The organism is Actinomadura sp. NPDC048394, assembly GCF_040651755.1.
Lineage (GTDB): Bacteria > Actinomycetota > Actinomycetes > Streptosporangiales > Streptosporangiaceae > Spirillospora > Spirillospora montaniterrae.
On sequence record NZ_JBEZJL010000040.1, the window covers coordinates 74,137 to 90,686 of the forward strand.

The window sequence follows — 16,550 nt, forward strand, 5'->3', positions numbered from 1 at the left end:
ACTTATCCGGATCAGCGCCGTATAGGCATCACCGGTGGCGGCACCTGTTCGCCGGCCCCCGGGACGCGGGCGTCACGGGGTGCGGAACCCGCGGAACGTCACCCGCTTGCGGACCTCGAAGCCGAGCCGCTCGTAGAGCGCGACGGCCCCGGTGTTCTCCTCGGCGACGTGCAGGAACGGGCGCTCGCCGCGCGCCTCGATGCGCGCCGCGAGTGCCCGCACCAGGCGGGCGGCGTGGCCGCGGCCGCGGGCCTCCGGCGCGGTGCAGACGGCGCTGATCTCCGTCCAGCCGGGCGGGCGGAGCCGTTCGCCGGCCATCGCCACCAGCCGGCCGTTCTCACGGATGCCGACATAGGTCCCCATTTCGCGCGTGCGAGACCAGAACGGTCCCGGCCGGGCGCGTCCGACGAGGTCGAGCATCTCGGGCACGCTGTCCGCACCCAGCTCGACCACGCCGCCGTCGGGACGGCCAGCGTCGCCGCCTGCGGGCCAGAGCATCTGGAGGCCGTCGAGGGTGAAGACCGGCTCCCAGTCCGGCGGCGGGGTCGCCGGGCTGCTGAACAGGTCGGCGAATTCGCCGCGGCCCAGCAGCCGGGCGAGGTCGGCCCATTCCGCCGCGTCCGGATCGGCGGACACCGCGGAGAAGGTCGCGACTTCGGGCAGGTAGGAGACGGCCCGGCCCCGCCGGCGGGCGAGGTGCGCGTGGTGGCCGCGCAGCGACTCGCCGACCGGGTCGTCGAGCGCGACGGCACCGCCCTCCACCAGCATGTTCGGCACCTTTCGGGTCGTTCCCGGCAATCCGTCGACCAGGATGCCACCGCCGGTTACAAGACCGCTGAGCGGGGGAAGCGATCGTTGGTGCGTGGCGGCGGACGGGACACCCGCGAGGAAGGCATGGGAGGGGTGGGTGCGGCGTGTCCGATGCGAAAAAGGGGCGTCCTCCGCGCGGAGGGTCGTTCCCGCGCGCGCTCTGGGCGACGGTCGTGCTGGTGGTGCTCCCGGTGGTCGTCCTGGCCGGCGCTTGCACGGCGTCCCGCCATTCAGCCACCGGACGGTCCGGAGCAGCCGCCGCGCAGGCCGCCGAGAACGCCAAGCCCGGCACGCCCGACTGGCGGATCCGCCGCCAGGGAGCCGAGCACGAGATCGAGGGCTACGCCGATCATGTGAGCGTGCAGCCCGGCGGATCGTTCCGGCTGTTCGTCTCGACCACGACGTCCGGGTTCACCGCCGAGGCGTTCCGGATGGGCTGGTACGGCGGCGCGCAGGCACGCCGCGTTTGGCGGTCCGGGCAGGTCGCCGGGACCCGGCAGGCCGCGCCGCGGATCGACCGGACGACCCGCACCGTGTCGGCGCCGTGGCGGCCGTCCCTGACCGTCCCCACCTCCGGGTGGCCCGCGGGCAGCTACCTGATCAGGCTGACCGCCGCGTCGGGCGCGCAGCGGTACGTGCCGGTGACCGTCCGGTCGCCGAACGGCGCCGGACGCGTCGTGGTGCTCAACGCGACCACCACCTGGCAGGCGTACAACATGTGGGGCGGCTACGACCTGTACAAGGGTCCGTCCGGCGGCGACTCCGACCGGGCCTACGCGGTCAGCTTCGACCGTCCTTACGACAAGGACGGCGCCGACAAGTTCATGCTCTACGAGCAGCCCGCCATCGCGCTCGCCGAGAAGGTCGGCGTCCCGCTGGCGTACGCGACGGACAACGACCTGCACGCCGACCCTCGCCTGCTGGAGGGGGCGCGCGGGCTGCTCAGCCTCGGGCATGACGAGTACTGGTCGTCGACCATGCGGCAGCGCGCGACGCAGGCCCGCGACCGCGGCGTGAACATCGCCTTCCTCGGCGCCAACGCGGTCAACCGGCACATCCGGTTCGGCGGCACGCCCCTCGGCGCCGACCGGCTCGTCATCTGCTACAAGGACGCCACGGCCGACCCCATGTCCAGGACGGACCCGGCCGAGACGACGCAGGACTGGCGGCTGCCCCCGAAGCCGCGCCCGGAGAGCGACATCATCGGCATCCAGTACATGTGCTTTCCGGCCGAGGGCGCGTTCACCGTCTCCGAGCCCGGATTCTGGCTGTTCCGCGGCACCGGCGTCCGCGCCGGCACCCGCTTCCCCGGCGTGGTCGGCCCCGAGGCGGACGCGCTGAACCGCGCCGGACCGACGCCGCCGACCCTGGAGATCGTCGCGCACTCCCCCATCACCTGCGGGAACAGCCCAGCGGTCGCGAACGCGTCCTACTACACCGTCCGCAGCGGCGCGGGCGTGTTCGCCACCGGCACCATGCGCTGGGTCTGCGCGATGCGCGGGCGCGCCTGCGGGCACGGCGTCGACGACGCGGGCCGCGCGTTCACCACCCAGGTCACCGGGACGCTCGTGCGGGCCATGGCCGCCGGGCCGCTCGGCCGCGGCCACCCGTCCCGTCCCAACTCGAAGGAGCTGCTCAGCGCGCCCAAATGACCGGCGGGACGGACGGGTTCAGCGCCGCTCGCCCAGCGCTTCGAGACCGGGGACGAGGACGTCCGCCAGCAGCCGGGCGCGGCTCCCGTCCGGGTCGAGATCGGGGTCGAAGACGGTCACCTGCGCCCCGATCGCCCGCGGCGCGAGGGCCGCGAGGAGGCCGGCGAGCTCGGCGGCGTCGAGCCCGCCGGGGTCCGGGGAGTCGACGGCGGGCATCACGCTCGGGTCGAGGATGTCGACGTCGAGGTGGAGCCAGTAGCCGTCGAGGCCGTCGCGGTCGACGACGTCGAGGATCCGGCGCGCGGCCTCCGCGACGCCCTGCCGCCGGATCCGCGCCGCGGTGACGACCGTCCCGAGGAGCGCGGTGGTCTCCGCGAGCGCCGCGTCGTCGTCGCGGCAGCCGGCATGGGCGGTGTCGGCCGGGTCGAAGTAGGGGCTCAGGCCGTCGATGTCGGCGACGGCGGGCCAGTGCAGGCCCACCGCGGCGGCGAGGTCCTCCCCGGCCAGGCTGGCGCACTGGTCGGAGTTGCCGGGATGCCGGAAGTCGGTGTGCCCGTCGAGATGCACCAGCCCGTACCGTCCCGGCGCCCGCCGCAGCGCGACCCCCGCCCCGACCAGCAGGCTGCAGTCCCCGCCGATCACCAGCGGGGCGAGGCCGCCGGCGCGGACCGCCTCGATGCGCCCGGCGAGCCGCCGGGCGTGCTCCACGATCGCCGCCTGGTTGCGGAGCACGCCCGGCTCGGCGTCGTCGGCGTACCGTCCGGGCAGCACCACGCCCCGCTCCCGCGCGCCGCGCTCGGCGAGGCGCCGGTACAGCCCGGCTTCACGCAGCGCCTCCGGCGCCTTCGCCGTACCGGGCACGCTGGTCGGCGCGGGCGGGCGCAAGCCCAGATTGGTGGGGGCGGATATCAGACCGATCGTCACCAGCCGAAGCTACAGCAGCCGGGCGGCCACGCTCGGACCGGCGGCCCCGCGGCTCAGGCCAGGGGCTCGTGGTTCGCCCAGGCGACCTTGTACGGGTGCCGCGACTGCCAGTGCTCGATGACCTCGTGGATGCCCGGCGCGCTGAACGCCTTCGCCAGCGCCTCCGTGTCGGCGACGCCGACCTGCACGACCGCGGTCGCGATCAGCGCCGGAATGGCCTCCTCGCCCGGGACGGGCAGGTGCCGCCGGGCCGCGAAGGACGCGACGAGGCCGGTGTCGAGCATCGCCCTTTCGATGTCCGAGAGATATTGATCGAGCTCGGCGTCGGGCAGCGGACGGTCAAAGGAAACGATCATCGTGTGCTGGATCATGCGGCCATTCTCGGCCGCGCACGCGGGTCAAGTCCAAGACCGGTTCGATCTCCGGCGATAACCTGGAGGCATGGCCGAACTGGAGACCCGCGAGCTCGAGTACTTCCTGGCGGTCGCCGACGAACTCCACTTCGGCCGCGCCGCCGCCCGCCTGTCGATCGCCCAGCCGGCGCTGTCGAAGGCGATCCGCCGGATGGAGGCCCGGCTCGGCGTCCCGCTGTTCGCCCGCTCCAGCCGGCACGTCGCGCTCACCCCGTCCGGGCGGGCGCTGCAGGAGCACGGCCGGCACGCGCTCAACGCGGTCGGCGCCGCCGCCCGCAGCGCGCGCCGCGCCGCCGACCCGCACGCCCACCTGCGGCTCGTGCTCAAGCCCGGCGGGGACGCCGGCCTGCTGTCGGGGATCCTCGCGGCGTACGCGCGCCGGCCCGACGCCCGCCGCGTCGACATCCTGTTCAGCGGCCCCGCCGACCGCACCGACTTCCTGCGCGGCGGCCGCGCCGACGTCGGGCTGCTCTACGCGCCGTTCGACGACCTCGGCGGCCTGGCCCACGAGACGCTGCACATCGAGGACCGCGTCGCCATCGTCCCGTCCGGGCACCGCCTGGCCGGACGCGCCTCGGCGCGCATGGCGGACCTGGACGGCGAGACGCTGCCGCGCTGGAAGGGGGTCCCCGGCGGCGACGGCACCGGCCCCGAGGTCGCCGACGCGGTCCAGCTGCTCCACATGATCACGCTGGGGCGGATGGTCGGGGTCCTGCCCCGCTCCCTGGTCGAACCCGTCCCGCCCGGGGTGGCCTGCGTCCCGGTGACCGACGCGCCGCCGAGCCGCCTCGTCCTCGCCTGGAACGAGCACGACCGCCGGCCGCTGGTGGCGTCCTTCGTCGCCGCGGCCCTCGAATCCGGCGACCCCGGCGACCCGGGCTGAGCCGCGGTGGGGGGTTCCGTAGATGCCCGCGCTCGACGCGGGGGCAGTAGGGTCGCCGTCATGTCCGCGACCCCGCACGCCGCTCAGCGCGTCCGACCGCCGCGCGAACCGCGGCCCCCGGTACTCCCCGAGAGCCTGACCGCGGCCGGCGCCGCCGACCTGGAGCTGCGCGACGACGGGACGTACCTGTCGCTGGCCTACGGCGAGAACCGGCTCACCGTCGGGGACGCCGAGGACGTCGAGGACGTGGAGTTCGAGCGGTGCCGGTTCGCGCGCAGCAGCCTGGCCGGGGTGCGGCTGCAGCGCGCCGGGTTCGCCGACGTCGTCTTCGAGGGCTGCGACCTGGCCAACCTGCGGATGTTCAACTCGCGGATGTTCAACGCGGAGGTCCGCAACTGCCGGATGACCGGCCTGCAGGTCACCGAGGGGGGCCTGCGCGACGTGCGGTTCGACGGCTGCCGGGCGGACATGGCGGGCTTCCGGTTCGCGCGCCTCCGGACGGTGGCGTTCGTCGACTGCAATCTCAGCGAGGCGAGCTTCCAGTCGGCGGAGCTGCACGACGTCCGGTTCGAGGGCTGCCGGCTCAGCGGCACCCAGTTCTCGGGGGCGACCATGAGCGGCACCCGGTTCCGGGACTGCGAGCTGTCGGGGGTCGCGGGCATCAGGTCGTTCGACGGGGCGATCGTCGCGGCGCAGGACGCGATGGGCCTGCTGGACGCCCTGGCCGCCGACGCCGGCATCACGATCGAAGCCTGACCGGCTCCGGGCGCGGTCCGCCGCCGGCGGCTCCGCCGGCCCACCGCGGGTCAGCGGGTGCGGGCGGGCAGGCGGCCGGCGACGAGCGGGACGACGATCGCCGCGGCCACCAGGTGCGTCAGCATGAGGAGGGCCCTGGTCGACGGCGCCATCGGAACGAGGACGTCGGGGACGACCGACAGCACCGTGAGCACGGCGGTGACCGCCACGAATGTGCGCTTGGGCTTCGCGGCCCAGCGCCGCAGCGCCACGGCCAGCGCCAGGCCGATCGCGCTGCACAGGAGCGTCATCTGGGCGAAGCCGAGCAGCGGGATCGGCTCGCCGTCGATGTCCAGGGACACCCCCGCGCTCCTCGCGACGGCGGCGATGCCGGTGGTGGCCAGGGCGGCGGCGATGGCGGCGAACCCGCCGGTGCGCCACAGCGGAACGGTGCGGGGCGAGGTCGCGGCGGTGGCGGGCGCGGTGGTGACGGGCGCGGTGGTGGTGTAGCCGGAGATGCTCATGGCATGCCCTTTCGTCTTCGTGGGGGCGAAGTGTCGTAGGGGCAGACCGGCCAGGCCGCGAGAACTCATCGGTCGCCCCGGAGTTGCTCGCTGACCTGCGGCGACACCGCCCGTCGGCCGATCCGGAGGCGGCCCGTTCAGCTGTCGTGCCTCCGCAGCCAGCCGGCGTAGTCCGACACGGCGCGCTCGACGTCGTACTCCGGCTGGAAGCCGGTGTCCTCCGTGAGCCGGGTGATGTCGAGGTAGTTGCCCTGGGGTTGGTCGGGGTTGCGGCCCTCCGGGAGGGTGATGTCCGCGCCCGGGATGGCGGCGTTGATCGCGGCGACCGCGTCGCCGTAGCGCACCGGCCGTCCGGACGAGACGTTGTAGACGCGGTGGTTCAGCCGCTCGGCGACCATGAGCAGCGCGATGGCCCGGCCGCAGTCCTTCACGTAGCAGAGGTCCGTGACGTCGTCGGCGTACGCGGGCGGGCGGGGCGGGGTGAGGTCGGGGTCCTCGCCCCGGACCGCCGCGCTGAGCAGGCGGGGAAGCGCGAAGAACGGCGAGTCGGGCAGGCCGAGCGGTCCCCAGATCGTGCCGATCCGCAGGCTCACGGTCTCGAACCCGGCGCTGTCGCCCGCCAGCGCGGTGAACAGCTCGGCGGTCTTCTTGAACGCGTGGATCTGGTGCGGCGCCACTGCCGGCAGCGGGGCGTCCTCGCGCCACGGGGTCTCGTCCACGCCCACGTACACGCCGATGGAGCTGGCGACGGAGAACCGCCGCACGCCCCACTCGCGCGCCGCCTTGAGCGCGTTGAGCAGGGCGGCGGACTCGGCGCGCAGGTACTCGACGGGATCGGGCAGGTCGAACCGGCCCGCCGCGAGGTGCACGATGCCGGTGATCTCGTGCCGCTTCCCGATGTCGAGGAACGCGGTCTCGTCCGTGGCGTCCAGCGGCTCGACGGCGACCCGGCCGGCGGGCTCGCCGGCGAGGTGCTCGGGCGGCCGCGTGGACCGGTGGGCGGTGAGCACGACGGACTCGCCCAGGTCGAGCAGGGCCCGCGCGGTGTGCGACCCGATGGATCCGAGGCCGCCGGTAACGAGGATCATTAGCGTGTTCTTCCTGGTCGGGGGCGGTCAGTGCTTGACGGTGTAGTGCAGGTGCAGCACGCGGTCGCCCTGGACCACCGCGTCGGGGTCCCCGAGCAGGACGGTCCCGGTGTGGTCACCGAAGAACCGCACCCCCTCGCCCAGGACCACGGGGGCGACGTCCATCGCCACCTCGTCGACGAGCCCTGCCGAGAACGCCTGCCCGCCGACGTCGCCCGCGCACACACAGACCAGGCCGTCACCGGCGAGATCCTTGGCGCGCTCGATGGCCTCCTCGACCGAACCGGCCGTGTGGAAAGGCGCGTCGGGGAACCTGGCGCGCCACTCCTCGGGCAGCGGCCGGTGGGTGACGACGACGAGCTGCTCGCCCGCGGCGGGCACGCCCGACCAGCCGTCCGTGGTGTCGAACAGGTGGCGGCCGATCACCGTGACCTTGACTTCGTCCCAGAACGGCTGGACGTAATCGGCGGAGGCGCGGCTGACGCGGAACTGCCACTCGTCGTTCGCCCGGACCGTCACGTCGCCATTGCCGTACCAGTCGAACAACGGCCCGACCGTGTCGTCGGGATAGGCGATGTAGCCGTCCACCGAAACCACGGCCTGCATGATGACCCTGGCCATCTCACCAGCTCCTTCACTCGTCCGAACGTCGGGACGCGCACGTACCCCCGGCTCCTCGGAGCATCCGTTGACCAGGCACGCGAACGGCGCGTTTCACGGGCTCGACGCTAGGCGGGCACCGGCCGCCGCTCTAGTACAAAACGGCCATCCCCCTGCCGGAGCATCGGCCGGTACGACGCGGCGTGATCATGCCCGCACGCGCAGGCCGCACCCGTCTGCGCGAGCAGCACGCCGGGCGTCACGCCGACGAGCCGGCGGCATTCGCGGCCGAGGTGCGCCTGGTCGGTGTAGCCCGTCTCGATCGCCCACCGCGCGAGGTCGACGTCCGCTTCGTCCTGCCGGTCGACCGACGCCTGCACGCGGGCGATGAAGCCCTGCAGGCGCAGGATGCGGTGCAGCTCCTTCACACCGACGCCGGCCGCCGCCCGGCACCGCCGCCGCAGCTGGCGCTCGGAGATGGACAGCAGCGCGGGCAGGGCCGCCGGCCCCCCGCCGCGCCACGGCATGAGGTGCCGGACGGCCTCGTCCACCAGCGGGTCCCGGACGCGGGCGGACCGCGCGGCGAACGCCTGGAGGTGACCGAGCGCGGCCTGAGGCGTCGCGGCGTCGCCGAGCAGGTCCGTCAGGCGGTTCAGGTCGCGCCAGAGGTCGGTGCCCGCGACGTCCTGGTCGGTGAGCTCGTCGGCCGGCATTCCGGCGAGGCCGCCGAGCACGCCGGGCCGCAGCCGCACCCCGATGACCGTGCCTCCCGCCGGGATGTCGTGGTACGTGGCCGTGGTGAGGGGCCCGAGCAGCCGCGGCGCCTCGCCGAGCACGCACCGCAGCTCGCCGCCGCCGTGCGGCACGAGCCGCTGCGCGAGCGGCCGGTCACCGACCTGCTGGATCCACACCAGCGACGCCACCGCCGCGAGCGCCGGCGCGGGCGCCCGCTCCACGAAGGACGATTCTCCGGCCATCCGGCCATCCTGCCGAAAGTCGCGCCCCGCCGTGCGCCGGACGCGCGACTTCAAGATCGCCGAAACCTGCGAAGGGCCCTCAGCGCAGCTGTTCGAACCCCGTCGATGCCCCGAATGCGTCCTCCGGTGCCGGGAATTGAACGGCGACGTTCAGGCCGCCATCGGCGCGTGCGTCCGCGATGAGGGCGGCGTGGTGGGCTCGGGCGACGGCATTGACGATGGCGAGGCCGAGACCGTAGCCGTCACGGCCATGACGATCCGCCGCCAGCTTCTGGAAAGGCTGGAAGAGGCGCTGGATCTGGTCGCCGGGGATGACCGGCCCGCTATTGGTGACTTCGAGGACCGCCCGCGTCCCGGCGGTCCGGGTCGTGACGTTCACATGCCCGCCCGCGTGGTTGTGGCGGATGGCGTTGTCGACGAGGTTGGCGACGAGGCTCTCGACCAATTTCGGGTCCCCTTCCATCATCGCGGGCGTCAGATTTTCGGCGAGGTCGATGCGGCTTTCCGCGGCTTGGTCGCGGCGGGAGGCGAGCGTCCCTTCGACGACCCGGGCGAGGTCGAGGGGCTCCCGGCGGGTGACGCCGCGCTCGCTGGTGGCGAGGGCGAGCAGGGCCCGGACGAGCCGCTCTTGGTGCTCGCCGAGGGCGAGGGCCTCCCGGCAGGCCGCGCGCAGGCTGTCGGCGTCGGCGCCGGGGTCGGCGAGGGCGACTTCGAGGAGGGTGCGCAGACCGGCGAGGGGAGTCCGCAGCTCGTGGGAGGCGTTCGCGACGAAGTGGCGCTGGGCGTCGAAGGAGGCCTGCAGGCGGGCGAAGAGGTCGTCGAGGGTCTGGCCGAGCTCGGTCAGCTCGTCCGCGGGCTCGCCGAGGCCGAGGCGCCGGCCGAGGTCACCGGCGGAGATGCTCCTGGCCGTGGCGGTGATCGTGCGCAGCGGGCGCAGGAACCGGCCGGCGACGAACCAGCCGCCGGCCAGGGCGACCGGAACCAGAACGATCAAGGCGGCGGCGGATCCGGTGAGGACCTGGGCCAGGCTGATCCCGCGCCCGGCTCCGGTGGTCACGCTCGACGAGGGGCGGTCTACGGGCGTGCCCGCGTCGACGCTGGCGAGCGGCACGACGACGAGCACCAGCACGAAGACCCCGGCGGTGTAGATCCCCGCCGCGTAGGCGAGCGCGAGCCGCGTCTGCAAGGACCTCCTGGCGGGCTGCCGGGAGGTCATGGCCGGCTGCCGGGAGGTCATGGCGGTCCGATGCGGTAGCCGCCTTCGCGGACGGTCTCGATCACGGGCGGCTCGCCGAGCTTCGCCCGCAGCCGGTGCATGGTGTGCTTGACGGCGGTGGTGAAGGGGTCGGCGGCCTCGTCCCAGACGCGTTCGAGCAGCTCCTCGGCGGAGAGGACCACGCCGGGCGCGCCGAGCAGGCATTCGAGCAGGGCGAACTCCTTGGGGCTCAGCTCGAGGCGCAGCCCCGCCCGGAACGCGGTGCGGCGGGCCGGATCGAGGGTGATGTCCCCGCATTCCAGGACGGGCGGCAGCGGCGGCGCGGCGCGGCGGGCCAGCGCGCGGACGCGGGCGACCAGTTCGGCGAACGCGAACGGTTTGGGCAGGTAGTCGTCGGCGCCGAGACCGAGCCCGTCGACGCGGTCCTCGATCGTGCCGGAGGCGGTGAGCATCAGGACGCGGGTCTCGCAGCGGCCGTGGGCGAGCCGCCGGCAGATGTCGTCGCCGTGGACGCCGGGCAGGTCGCGGTCGAGGACCACCACGTCGTAGCGGGTGACGGCCAGGCGGTCGAGCGCGGCCGTCCCGTCCAGGACGACGTCGACGGCCATCCCCTCGTGACGCAGACCGGTTCCGATCGAGCGGGCGAGGACCTCGAAGTCCTCGACGACGAGAATCCTCACCGCCGCGTACCGCCGGTCGTCGTGCGTGCTGGGCGGCTGCCGGGTCGAGGGGCCATGCTCCGACGATGCCAGATCCCCGGTCGCAGCCCGGTCGCAGCCGCCGCGACCGGGCCGGAACCCGGTACTGCGTACAACCGTCGGCATGACTGCATTACTCACCGCACTCGCGTCGGCTTTGCTTGCGGAGATTTCACGGTGACTCCCGCCGTGACGTCTCAACAATCGGTCGCGCGGAACGGCTTTCTCCAAGTGCTGCACGCGGAATGGACCAAATTCAGGACCGTCCGCGGCTGGCTGATCGGCATGATGGCCGCCGCGCTGCTGCTGGTGCTGTTCGCGGTGCTCGCCGGGCTCAGCAGCAGCCAGAAAGGCGCGCCGCCCGTTCCGATCGGCCCGGGCGGTGAGCCGGTCACCGACAGCTTCTATTTCGTCCACCAGCCGCTGGCCGGAAACGGCAGCATCACCGTCTCGGTGTCCGAACTCAAGAGCAGCATTCCCAAGGGACCCGGAGACCTGCGTCCCGGCACCGTACCCTGGGCGAAGGCCGGTCTCATCATCAAGCAGGGCACCCGCCGGGGATCGCCCTACGCGGCGATCATGCTCACCGGCGCGCACGGCGTGCGGATGCAGGACACGTACGTCCACGACACGCCCGGCCCGGCCTCCGGCCGGCTGCGGCTGGACCGCTCAGGCGACCTCATCACCGGCTACGCCTCCACCGACGGCGCCCATTGGACCAAGGTGGGCACCGCGCGGCTGAGCGGTCTCGGACCGACCGCGCAGGTCGGACTGTTCGTCGCGTCACCGCCCGTCCTGGACGGCATGGGAACGGCCGGCAGCGTGTCGACGGCCGTCTTCCGCGACCTCCATATGCGCCGGCCCCCTGGCGAATGGACGGGTGAGCAACTCGGACCCGCCTCACCCACTTTCGCCGGCTACCCGGACAACACGCGGGGTTCGTTCACGGAAACCGGCGGCCGCTTCACGGTGACCGGCGCCGGCGACATAGCGCCCGCCGTCCGCGAGACCCTGCCGACCGGCGGCACCCTGCACGACATCCTCACCGGCACGTTCGCCGCGCTGGCCGCGGTGATCGTCGTCGGGGCGCTGTTCATCACCGCCGAATACCGGACCAAGATGATCCGCCTCACCGTCGCCGCCACCCCGAGACGGAGCCACGTGCTGCTCGCCAAGGCGATCGTGTTGTGGGCCGCCACCTTCGTCGCCGGACTGCTGGGAACGGTCATCGCGGCGCCGCTCGGCGAGCGTCTCGCCCGGGACAACGAGGTCTACGTCTTCCCGGTGCCGTCCTCGACCGAAATGCGAGTGGCGCTCGGCACCGCGACCCTGCTCGCGACCGCCGCGGTCCTGGCCCTCTCCGTCGGCGCCGTCCTCCGCCACAGCGCCGGCGCAGTCGCCACCGTCATCGTGGCCGTCGTGCTCCCCTACGTCCTGACCACCCTCCCGTTCATGCCCGCGAGCGCAGCGAACTGGCTGGCCCGGCTGACACCGGAAGCGGCCTTCGCCGTCCAGCAAACGCTCGTGGAATACGACCAGGTGACAAGCCACTACACCCCCTACAACGGCTACTACCCGCTGCCCCCATGGGCGGGATTAACCGTCCTAGCCGTCTACACCGCCGTAAGCCTGGCCACAGCCACCACCCTCCTCAACAAAAGGGACACCTAAAGCCGCCCCCCCCACCTCACGCTTGAACTGCGGGATTCCGGCGGCGCGCGGTGATGTCCCGGACGCCGGAGGCGCGGCCGATAGTGGCCTGGCGGCGGCGGGTCGGGATCGTTACGGTACGGGCGTGGATCGACGCGTGTTCGGCATCTGGACCGCGATCGTGTCGCTGCTCGCGCTGGTGGACGCGCTGGGCTGGTGGAAGGACTACGCGGACGGGGCGAACAGCGTCGGGCTGGGCCTCGCGCAGACCATGGCGTCCTCGCTGACGTGGCTCCCGGTGAACATCAGCGTGTACCTGCTCACCATGTGGTTCCCGGTCAGGCGTCCGCACATGGTGCGCGCGGTCCTGATCCACCTGGCGGGCTACCTGGTCGCGCTCTGCTGGCTCAGCGGACGGATGTTCCTGTTCGATCCGGTGCTGCACTGGCTGCCTCCCGGGCGGGGGTTCGGCGATGAGTACCTCCGCAACCTCGGGGCCTATCTGGCGATGTACTTCGAATGGGTCGGAGTGGCCCACGGGGTCTACTACTTCGTCCAGCACCGGCGGCGGCGCGAGCAGCTGGCGCGGGCCCGCGAGCAGCTGACCCGATCCGAGCTGCAGGCGCTGCGGGCGCAGGTGCGGCCGCATTTCCTGTTCAACGCGATGAACACCATCGCCTCGTTCGTCCATGACGACCCGTCGCGCGCGGAGGAGATGGTCGTGCGGCTGAGCGCCCTGCTGCGGCGGTCGCTGGAGCATGACGGCTCGCTGGAGGTGACGCTGCGCGAGGACCTGGAGGTCCTGTCGGCCTACGTGGACATCGAGCAGGCCCGGTTCGAGGACCGGCTCGCGGTGGACTGGCGGCTCCACCCCGGAGCGCTGGACGCGCTCGTCCCGCCGCTGCTCCTCCAGCCGCTGGTGGAGAACGCGGTCCGGCACGGGATCTCCCCCCGCGACGCGCCGGGCACGGTGACCATCACGGCCCGGCCGGAGGGGTCCTGGCTGCGGCTGGTCGTCGCGGACGACGGCGTCGGGCTGCCGCCCGGCCGGCCGCGCACGGGGATCGGGCTGGCCAACGCCCGCGCCCGGCTCGCCCAGATGTACGGCGCGGAGCACCGGTTCAGCGTCGAGCCGCAGCCGGGCGGCGGGGTCGCCGCGACCGTCCGGCTGCCGCTGCGGACGGCGCGGACATGATCAAGACCCTGATCGTCGACGACGAGCCCCCGGCCCGGCGGCGGCTCCAGCGCATGCTGGCCGCCCACGAGGACGTCCACCTGCTCGCCGGGTGCGGCTCGCCCGCCACCGCGCTCGCCGCCCTCCAGCGGCACCGGCCCGACCTGGTCTTCCTCGACATCCAGCTCCCCGAGGGCGACGGGTTCGGCATCCTCGACGCGATCTGGGGCCGGCACGACCCGGCCGTCGTGTTCGTGACGGCCTTCAGCGACCACGCCGTCCGCGCCTTCGAGGTCGACGCGGTCGACTACCTGCTCAAGCCGTACGGCCGGGACCGGCTCGACCTCGCGCTCGACCGCGTCCGCGACCGGCTGGCCCGGCGGACCGCCGCCCCGGCGCTGAACCGGCTGCCCGTCGAGATGGGCGGCCGGATCCGGCTGCTGGACCTGGACGCGATCGACTACGTCCGGGCCGAGGACGGCTACCTGCGCATCCACGCCGGCGCCCGCTCGCACCTGGTCCGCGGCACGCTGGCCAAGCTCCACGAGCGGCTCGGCTCCGCGGAGTTCCTGCGGATCCACCGCTCGGTCATCGTCCGGCTCGACCGGATCCGCGAACTGGAGGTCCTCGGCCACGGGGAGATGCGGCTGACCCTGTGCTCCGGCGCCGCCCTCATCTCCGGACGCGCCTACCGGGACGAGGTGCGGGCCGCGCTCGGCCTGCCGACCTGACCGCCGCTCCCGTTCACCCCTTCCCCGCTCCCGTTCGCCGCACGGACCCGGCCGCCGCCCCCGGACCGCTCCTACGGTGGGCGCGTTCCGTCACCCGGCAGAGCCGTGGCCGGCATCCGTCCTCGGGGGCATGGGTGCCGGTCCTTCCCCACCGCGCGGGAGTTCGCGATGAGAAATGTCCGCCGTACCCTCGCCGTCCTCGGCTGCGGCCTCGCCGTCGCGGCCGTGGCGCCCGCCGCGCACGCCACCCCGCGTGCCACCGCCCCAGGGCTCCACGCCCCGCACCCGTGCCGCGACGACGACGGCGCCGTGCAACCGGGCTTCACCTGCTGGACGCTGACCGTCCCGCTCGACCATTCCGGCCGGACGCCCGGCACGCTCGACCTCCAGGTCGGCGCCGCCGACGGCCCGGCCAAGCCCAAGGGCACGCTGCTGTTCCTCACCGGCGGCCCCGGCCAGGAGGGCGTCGCCCTCCTCCGGCGCATCGCCGGGCGCATGCCCGAGGTGTTCGCGCAGTACCGCCTCGTCATGCTCGACCAGCGCGGCACCGGCCCGCTCGGCGCCGTCGACTGCCCGAAGATGCAGGCCCAGGTCAGCGGCTCCGACAGCGCCCCGGCCACCCCCGACGCGGTGGACGAGTGCAGCCGCCTCCTCGGCGACCGGGCGCGCTTCTACGGCACCGACCAGAGCGTCGGCGACTTCGAGGACGTCCGGCGCGCGCTCGGCGTGGACACCATGGTCGTGGACGGCGTGTCGTACGGCTCCCTCACCGCCGCCCGGTACGCCATCGCCCATCCCCGGCACGTGTCCCGGCTGGTGATGGACTCGGTCGTCCCGCACCACTGGACGGTCGCCGGAGACCTGAACCTGGTCGGGCTCACCGCCCAGCCGAGGGTGCTCCGGGACGCCTGCAAGACCGCGCCCGCCTGCGGTTTCGACCCGGCGCAGGACCTCGCCACGCTCGTCCGGCGGCGCACCCCGGCCGGCGGGCTCGCCTTGTTCGGCGACGTCGTCGGCTACGAGTTCATCGACCCGACCTACCGCGACCCGGACCCGATCCCCGGCAGCGGCCTGCCGGGCGACATCATCGGCGCGATGCACGAGGCCGTCGCCGGCGACACCCGCCGGCTGGACACCATCGAGGCCGTGTTCACGCCGGCCGACGGCACGCCCGCGAGCCAGCTGAGCGCGGGCCTGCACGCGGCCACCCTCTGCCAGGACCTGCGCTTCCCGTGGGGCACCTCGGCGACCCCGACCGCGCTCCGCGGCCCGTTCCTCGACCGCACCGCGCGCACCCTGCCCGCATCGGCCACCTGGCCGTACACCTCGGCGGTCGCGCTCGCGCAGAGCAGCGTCCAGACCTGCCTGCGCTGGCCGGCCGAGCCCCCGAGCTCCAACCCCGCCGCCCGCCTGCCAGACCTGCCCACGATGATCCTCACCGGCGACCGCGACCTCAGCACCCCGCTGGAGTGGGCCGAGCAGGAACGCGCCGTCAGCCCCGCCGGCACCCGCTTCGTCGTCGTCAAGGGCGCCGCCCACTCCATCCAGAACCGCGAACCCGGCCACACCGGCCGAGACGCCCTCACCAAGTTCCTCCTGAACTGACCAGCCGCCCCACCGCCGGTAGCGGACGGGCCCGGTGACACCTCAATGACAAACGACCAAGGGCCTGACCGGAGCAAACTCCGATCAGGCCCTTGACCTTCAAGTTCTCGGTGGAGCTGAGGGGATTTGAACCCCTGACCCCCTCGATGCGAACCGGATAAATCGAACACAATGTGTTCGGCGGTTCAACAACTTAAGGGTAAATTCCCAGGTGAGAGGTGGTATCAATGCCGCCTCGTGCCACCGCGTATCAAGATCGCTCACGTGGTCCTTGGTGGCATTTCGGTGGCAAGAACGATCACCTGAGGAGCCAGCATGGGATTCTCCCGCCCGCGAGTCGGCAAGGACGGCCAGGTCCGCTACGCGGCCGTGTACCGCGATATCCGCGGGAACATCAGGCACGCCGGAACCTTCGCAACAGAGGCACAGGCCGACAAAGCATGGCAAAAAGCCCTGGCGAAGCTGTCTTTAGAACGCCTTCCCGATCCGGGGAAGGGCAGACAACGCTTCAGACGCTACGTCGAAGACGTCTGGTTCCCCAACCACGTCATCGAACTCCGGACGAGGGAGAACTACGACTACGAGATCCAGCGATACATCATGCCCTGGTTCGGCGGCATGCGCATGATCGATGTCCTCCCGATCGATGTCCGCGAATGGGTCACACATCTGCAGAGCGAAGGCGTCAATCCACCGACAATCCGCTTCTGCATGACCATCCTCAGCGCCATCTTCACCACGGCGCTCAACGACCTCGTCATCGTCCTTCACCCCTGCAAGGGAGTTAACCTCGATCTTTCGTGAGGTCGGGTGGGGGGGGGGGGGGCCCCCACGACCCCTGGGTTTTTGGGGGGGGGGGTGTGGTGTGGG

At 73.0% G+C, this 16,550-nt stretch carries 17 protein-coding genes; 8 read left to right on the forward strand and 9 right to left on the reverse strand.

Going from position 1 to position 16,550, the window contains the following annotated elements; all coding sequences use genetic code 11:
• Positions 1-72: 72 nt before the first annotated feature.
• The gene (locus AB0C78_RS28045) at positions 73-768 is read right to left on the reverse strand and encodes a GNAT family N-acetyltransferase (RefSeq protein WP_360753334.1); all 696 of its coding nucleotides are present in this window, start codon (positions 766-768) and stop codon (positions 73-75) included.
• 146 nt (positions 769-914) lie between these two features.
• On the opposite strand from AB0C78_RS28045, the gene AB0C78_RS28050 reads away from it, so the two are divergent.
• Positions 915-2,462 (forward strand): N,N-dimethylformamidase beta subunit family domain-containing protein, encoded by a 1,548-nt coding sequence (locus AB0C78_RS28050; protein WP_360753337.1) that lies wholly within the window; start codon positions 915-917, stop codon positions 2,460-2,462.
• Between the two features lie 18 nt (positions 2,463-2,480).
• On the opposite strand, the gene AB0C78_RS28055 is transcribed toward AB0C78_RS28050, so the two are convergent.
• Both AB0C78_RS28055 and AB0C78_RS28060 read right to left on the reverse strand, forming a co-directional pair.
• The gene (locus tag AB0C78_RS28055) at positions 2,481-3,386 is read right to left on the reverse strand and encodes an arginase family protein (RefSeq protein ID WP_360753339.1); all 906 of its coding nucleotides are present in this window, start codon (positions 3,384-3,386) and stop codon (positions 2,481-2,483) included.
• A 53-nt stretch (positions 3,387-3,439) separates the two neighbouring features.
• Positions 3,440-3,757, reverse strand: coding sequence for a hypothetical protein (locus AB0C78_RS28060; RefSeq protein WP_360753342.1), 318 nt, complete (start codon positions 3,755-3,757; stop codon positions 3,440-3,442).
• Between the two features lie 70 nt (positions 3,758-3,827).
• Between AB0C78_RS28060 and AB0C78_RS28065 the strand changes: the two genes are divergently transcribed.
• Both AB0C78_RS28065 and AB0C78_RS28070 read left to right on the forward strand, forming a co-directional pair.
• Complete coding sequence (locus tag AB0C78_RS28065) at positions 3,828-4,682, forward strand: LysR family transcriptional regulator (protein WP_360753345.1); 855 nt, start codon at positions 3,828-3,830, stop codon at positions 4,680-4,682.
• 60 nt (positions 4,683-4,742) lie between these two features.
• Positions 4,743-5,438, forward strand: coding sequence for a pentapeptide repeat-containing protein (locus tag AB0C78_RS28070; RefSeq protein WP_360753348.1), 696 nt, complete (start codon positions 4,743-4,745; stop codon positions 5,436-5,438).
• Positions 5,439-5,488: 50 nt separating this feature from the next.
• On the opposite strand, the gene AB0C78_RS28075 is transcribed toward AB0C78_RS28070, so the two are convergent.
• The 6 genes from AB0C78_RS28075 to AB0C78_RS28100 form a co-directional block, all read right to left on the reverse strand.
• Positions 5,489-5,941, reverse strand: coding sequence for a DUF6069 family protein (locus AB0C78_RS28075; protein ID WP_360753350.1), 453 nt, complete (start codon positions 5,939-5,941; stop codon positions 5,489-5,491).
• Positions 5,942-6,078: 137 nt separating this feature from the next.
• Positions 6,079-7,029, reverse strand: a complete 951-nt coding sequence (locus tag AB0C78_RS28080) for an NAD(P)-dependent oxidoreductase (protein ID WP_360753353.1) — start codon at positions 7,027-7,029, stop codon at positions 6,079-6,081.
• Positions 7,030-7,056: 27 nt separating this feature from the next.
• A complete protein-coding gene (locus tag AB0C78_RS28085; RefSeq protein ID WP_360753356.1) occupies positions 7,057-7,650 on the reverse strand; it encodes a dihydrofolate reductase family protein in 594 nt (197 codons plus the stop codon).
• A gap of 107 nt (positions 7,651-7,757) precedes the next feature.
• The gene (locus AB0C78_RS28090) at positions 7,758-8,606 is read right to left on the reverse strand and encodes a helix-turn-helix domain-containing protein (RefSeq protein ID WP_360753359.1); all 849 of its coding nucleotides are present in this window, start codon (positions 8,604-8,606) and stop codon (positions 7,758-7,760) included.
• A 79-nt stretch (positions 8,607-8,685) separates the two neighbouring features.
• Positions 8,686-9,792 carry a HAMP domain-containing sensor histidine kinase gene (locus AB0C78_RS28095; RefSeq protein ID WP_360753362.1) on the reverse strand — a complete coding sequence of 369 codons (1,107 nt, stop codon included), beginning with the start codon at positions 9,790-9,792 and terminating at the stop codon, positions 8,686-8,688.
• Positions 9,793-9,839: 47 nt separating this feature from the next.
• A complete protein-coding gene (locus AB0C78_RS28100) occupies positions 9,840-10,502 on the reverse strand; it encodes a response regulator transcription factor (RefSeq protein WP_360753364.1) in 663 nt (220 codons plus the stop codon).
• Between the two features lie 195 nt (positions 10,503-10,697).
• On the opposite strand from AB0C78_RS28100, the gene AB0C78_RS28105 reads away from it, so the two are divergent.
• From AB0C78_RS28105 to AB0C78_RS28125, 5 genes are all read left to right on the forward strand, one after another.
• A complete protein-coding gene (locus AB0C78_RS28105) occupies positions 10,698-12,191 on the forward strand; it encodes an ABC transporter permease subunit (protein ID WP_360753367.1) in 1,494 nt (497 codons plus the stop codon).
• Positions 12,192-12,315: 124 nt separating this feature from the next.
• Positions 12,316-13,365: a histidine kinase gene (locus tag AB0C78_RS28110; RefSeq protein WP_360753369.1), complete on the forward strand. Its 1,050-nt coding sequence runs from the start codon at positions 12,316-12,318 to the stop codon at positions 13,363-13,365.
• Positions 13,362-14,075: a LytTR family DNA-binding domain-containing protein gene (locus AB0C78_RS28115; protein WP_360753372.1), complete on the forward strand. Its 714-nt coding sequence runs from the start codon at positions 13,362-13,364 to the stop codon at positions 14,073-14,075. Before AB0C78_RS28110 ends, AB0C78_RS28115 begins: the two co-directional genes overlap by 4 nt.
• A 168-nt stretch (positions 14,076-14,243) precedes the next feature.
• Entirely contained in the window at positions 14,244-15,680 is a 1,437-nt protein-coding gene (locus tag AB0C78_RS28120) for an alpha/beta fold hydrolase (RefSeq protein ID WP_360753375.1), read from the forward strand.
• A 315-nt stretch (positions 15,681-15,995) separates the two neighbouring features.
• Positions 15,996-16,484: an N-terminal phage integrase SAM-like domain-containing protein gene (locus tag AB0C78_RS28125; RefSeq protein ID WP_360753378.1), complete on the forward strand. Its 489-nt coding sequence runs from the start codon at positions 15,996-15,998 to the stop codon at positions 16,482-16,484.
• The last annotated feature ends 66 nt before the right edge of the window (positions 16,485-16,550 follow it).

Excerpts from the sequence above, each read along its gene's own strand:
- AB0C78_RS28045 (WP_360753334.1), bottom strand. The coding sequence starts at position 768 with ATGCTGGTGGAGGGCGGTGCCGTCGCGCTCGACGACCCGGTCGGCGAG.
- AB0C78_RS28060 (WP_360753342.1), bottom strand. The coding sequence starts at position 3,757 with ATGATCCAGCACACGATGATCGTTTCCTTTGACCGTCCGCTGCCCGAC.
- AB0C78_RS28065 (WP_360753345.1), top strand. The coding sequence starts at position 3,828 with ATGGCCGAACTGGAGACCCGCGAGCTCGAGTACTTCCTGGCGGTCGCC.
- AB0C78_RS28070 (WP_360753348.1), top strand. The coding sequence starts at position 4,743 with ATGTCCGCGACCCCGCACGCCGCTCAGCGCGTCCGACCGCCGCGCGAA.
- AB0C78_RS28075 (WP_360753350.1), bottom strand. The coding sequence starts at position 5,941 with ATGAGCATCTCCGGCTACACCACCACCGCGCCCGTCACCACCGCGCCC.
- AB0C78_RS28080 (WP_360753353.1), bottom strand. The coding sequence starts at position 7,029 with ATGATCCTCGTTACCGGCGGCCTCGGATCCATCGGGTCGCACACCGCG.
- AB0C78_RS28085 (WP_360753356.1), bottom strand. The coding sequence starts at position 7,650 with ATGGCCAGGGTCATCATGCAGGCCGTGGTTTCGGTGGACGGCTACATC.
- AB0C78_RS28090 (WP_360753359.1), bottom strand. The coding sequence starts at position 8,606 with ATGGCCGGAGAATCGTCCTTCGTGGAGCGGGCGCCCGCGCCGGCGCTC.
- AB0C78_RS28115 (WP_360753372.1), top strand. The coding sequence starts at position 13,362 with ATGATCAAGACCCTGATCGTCGACGACGAGCCCCCGGCCCGGCGGCGG.
- AB0C78_RS28120 (WP_360753375.1), top strand. The coding sequence starts at position 14,244 with ATGAGAAATGTCCGCCGTACCCTCGCCGTCCTCGGCTGCGGCCTCGCC.
- AB0C78_RS28125 (WP_360753378.1), top strand. The coding sequence starts at position 15,996 with ATGGGATTCTCCCGCCCGCGAGTCGGCAAGGACGGCCAGGTCCGCTAC.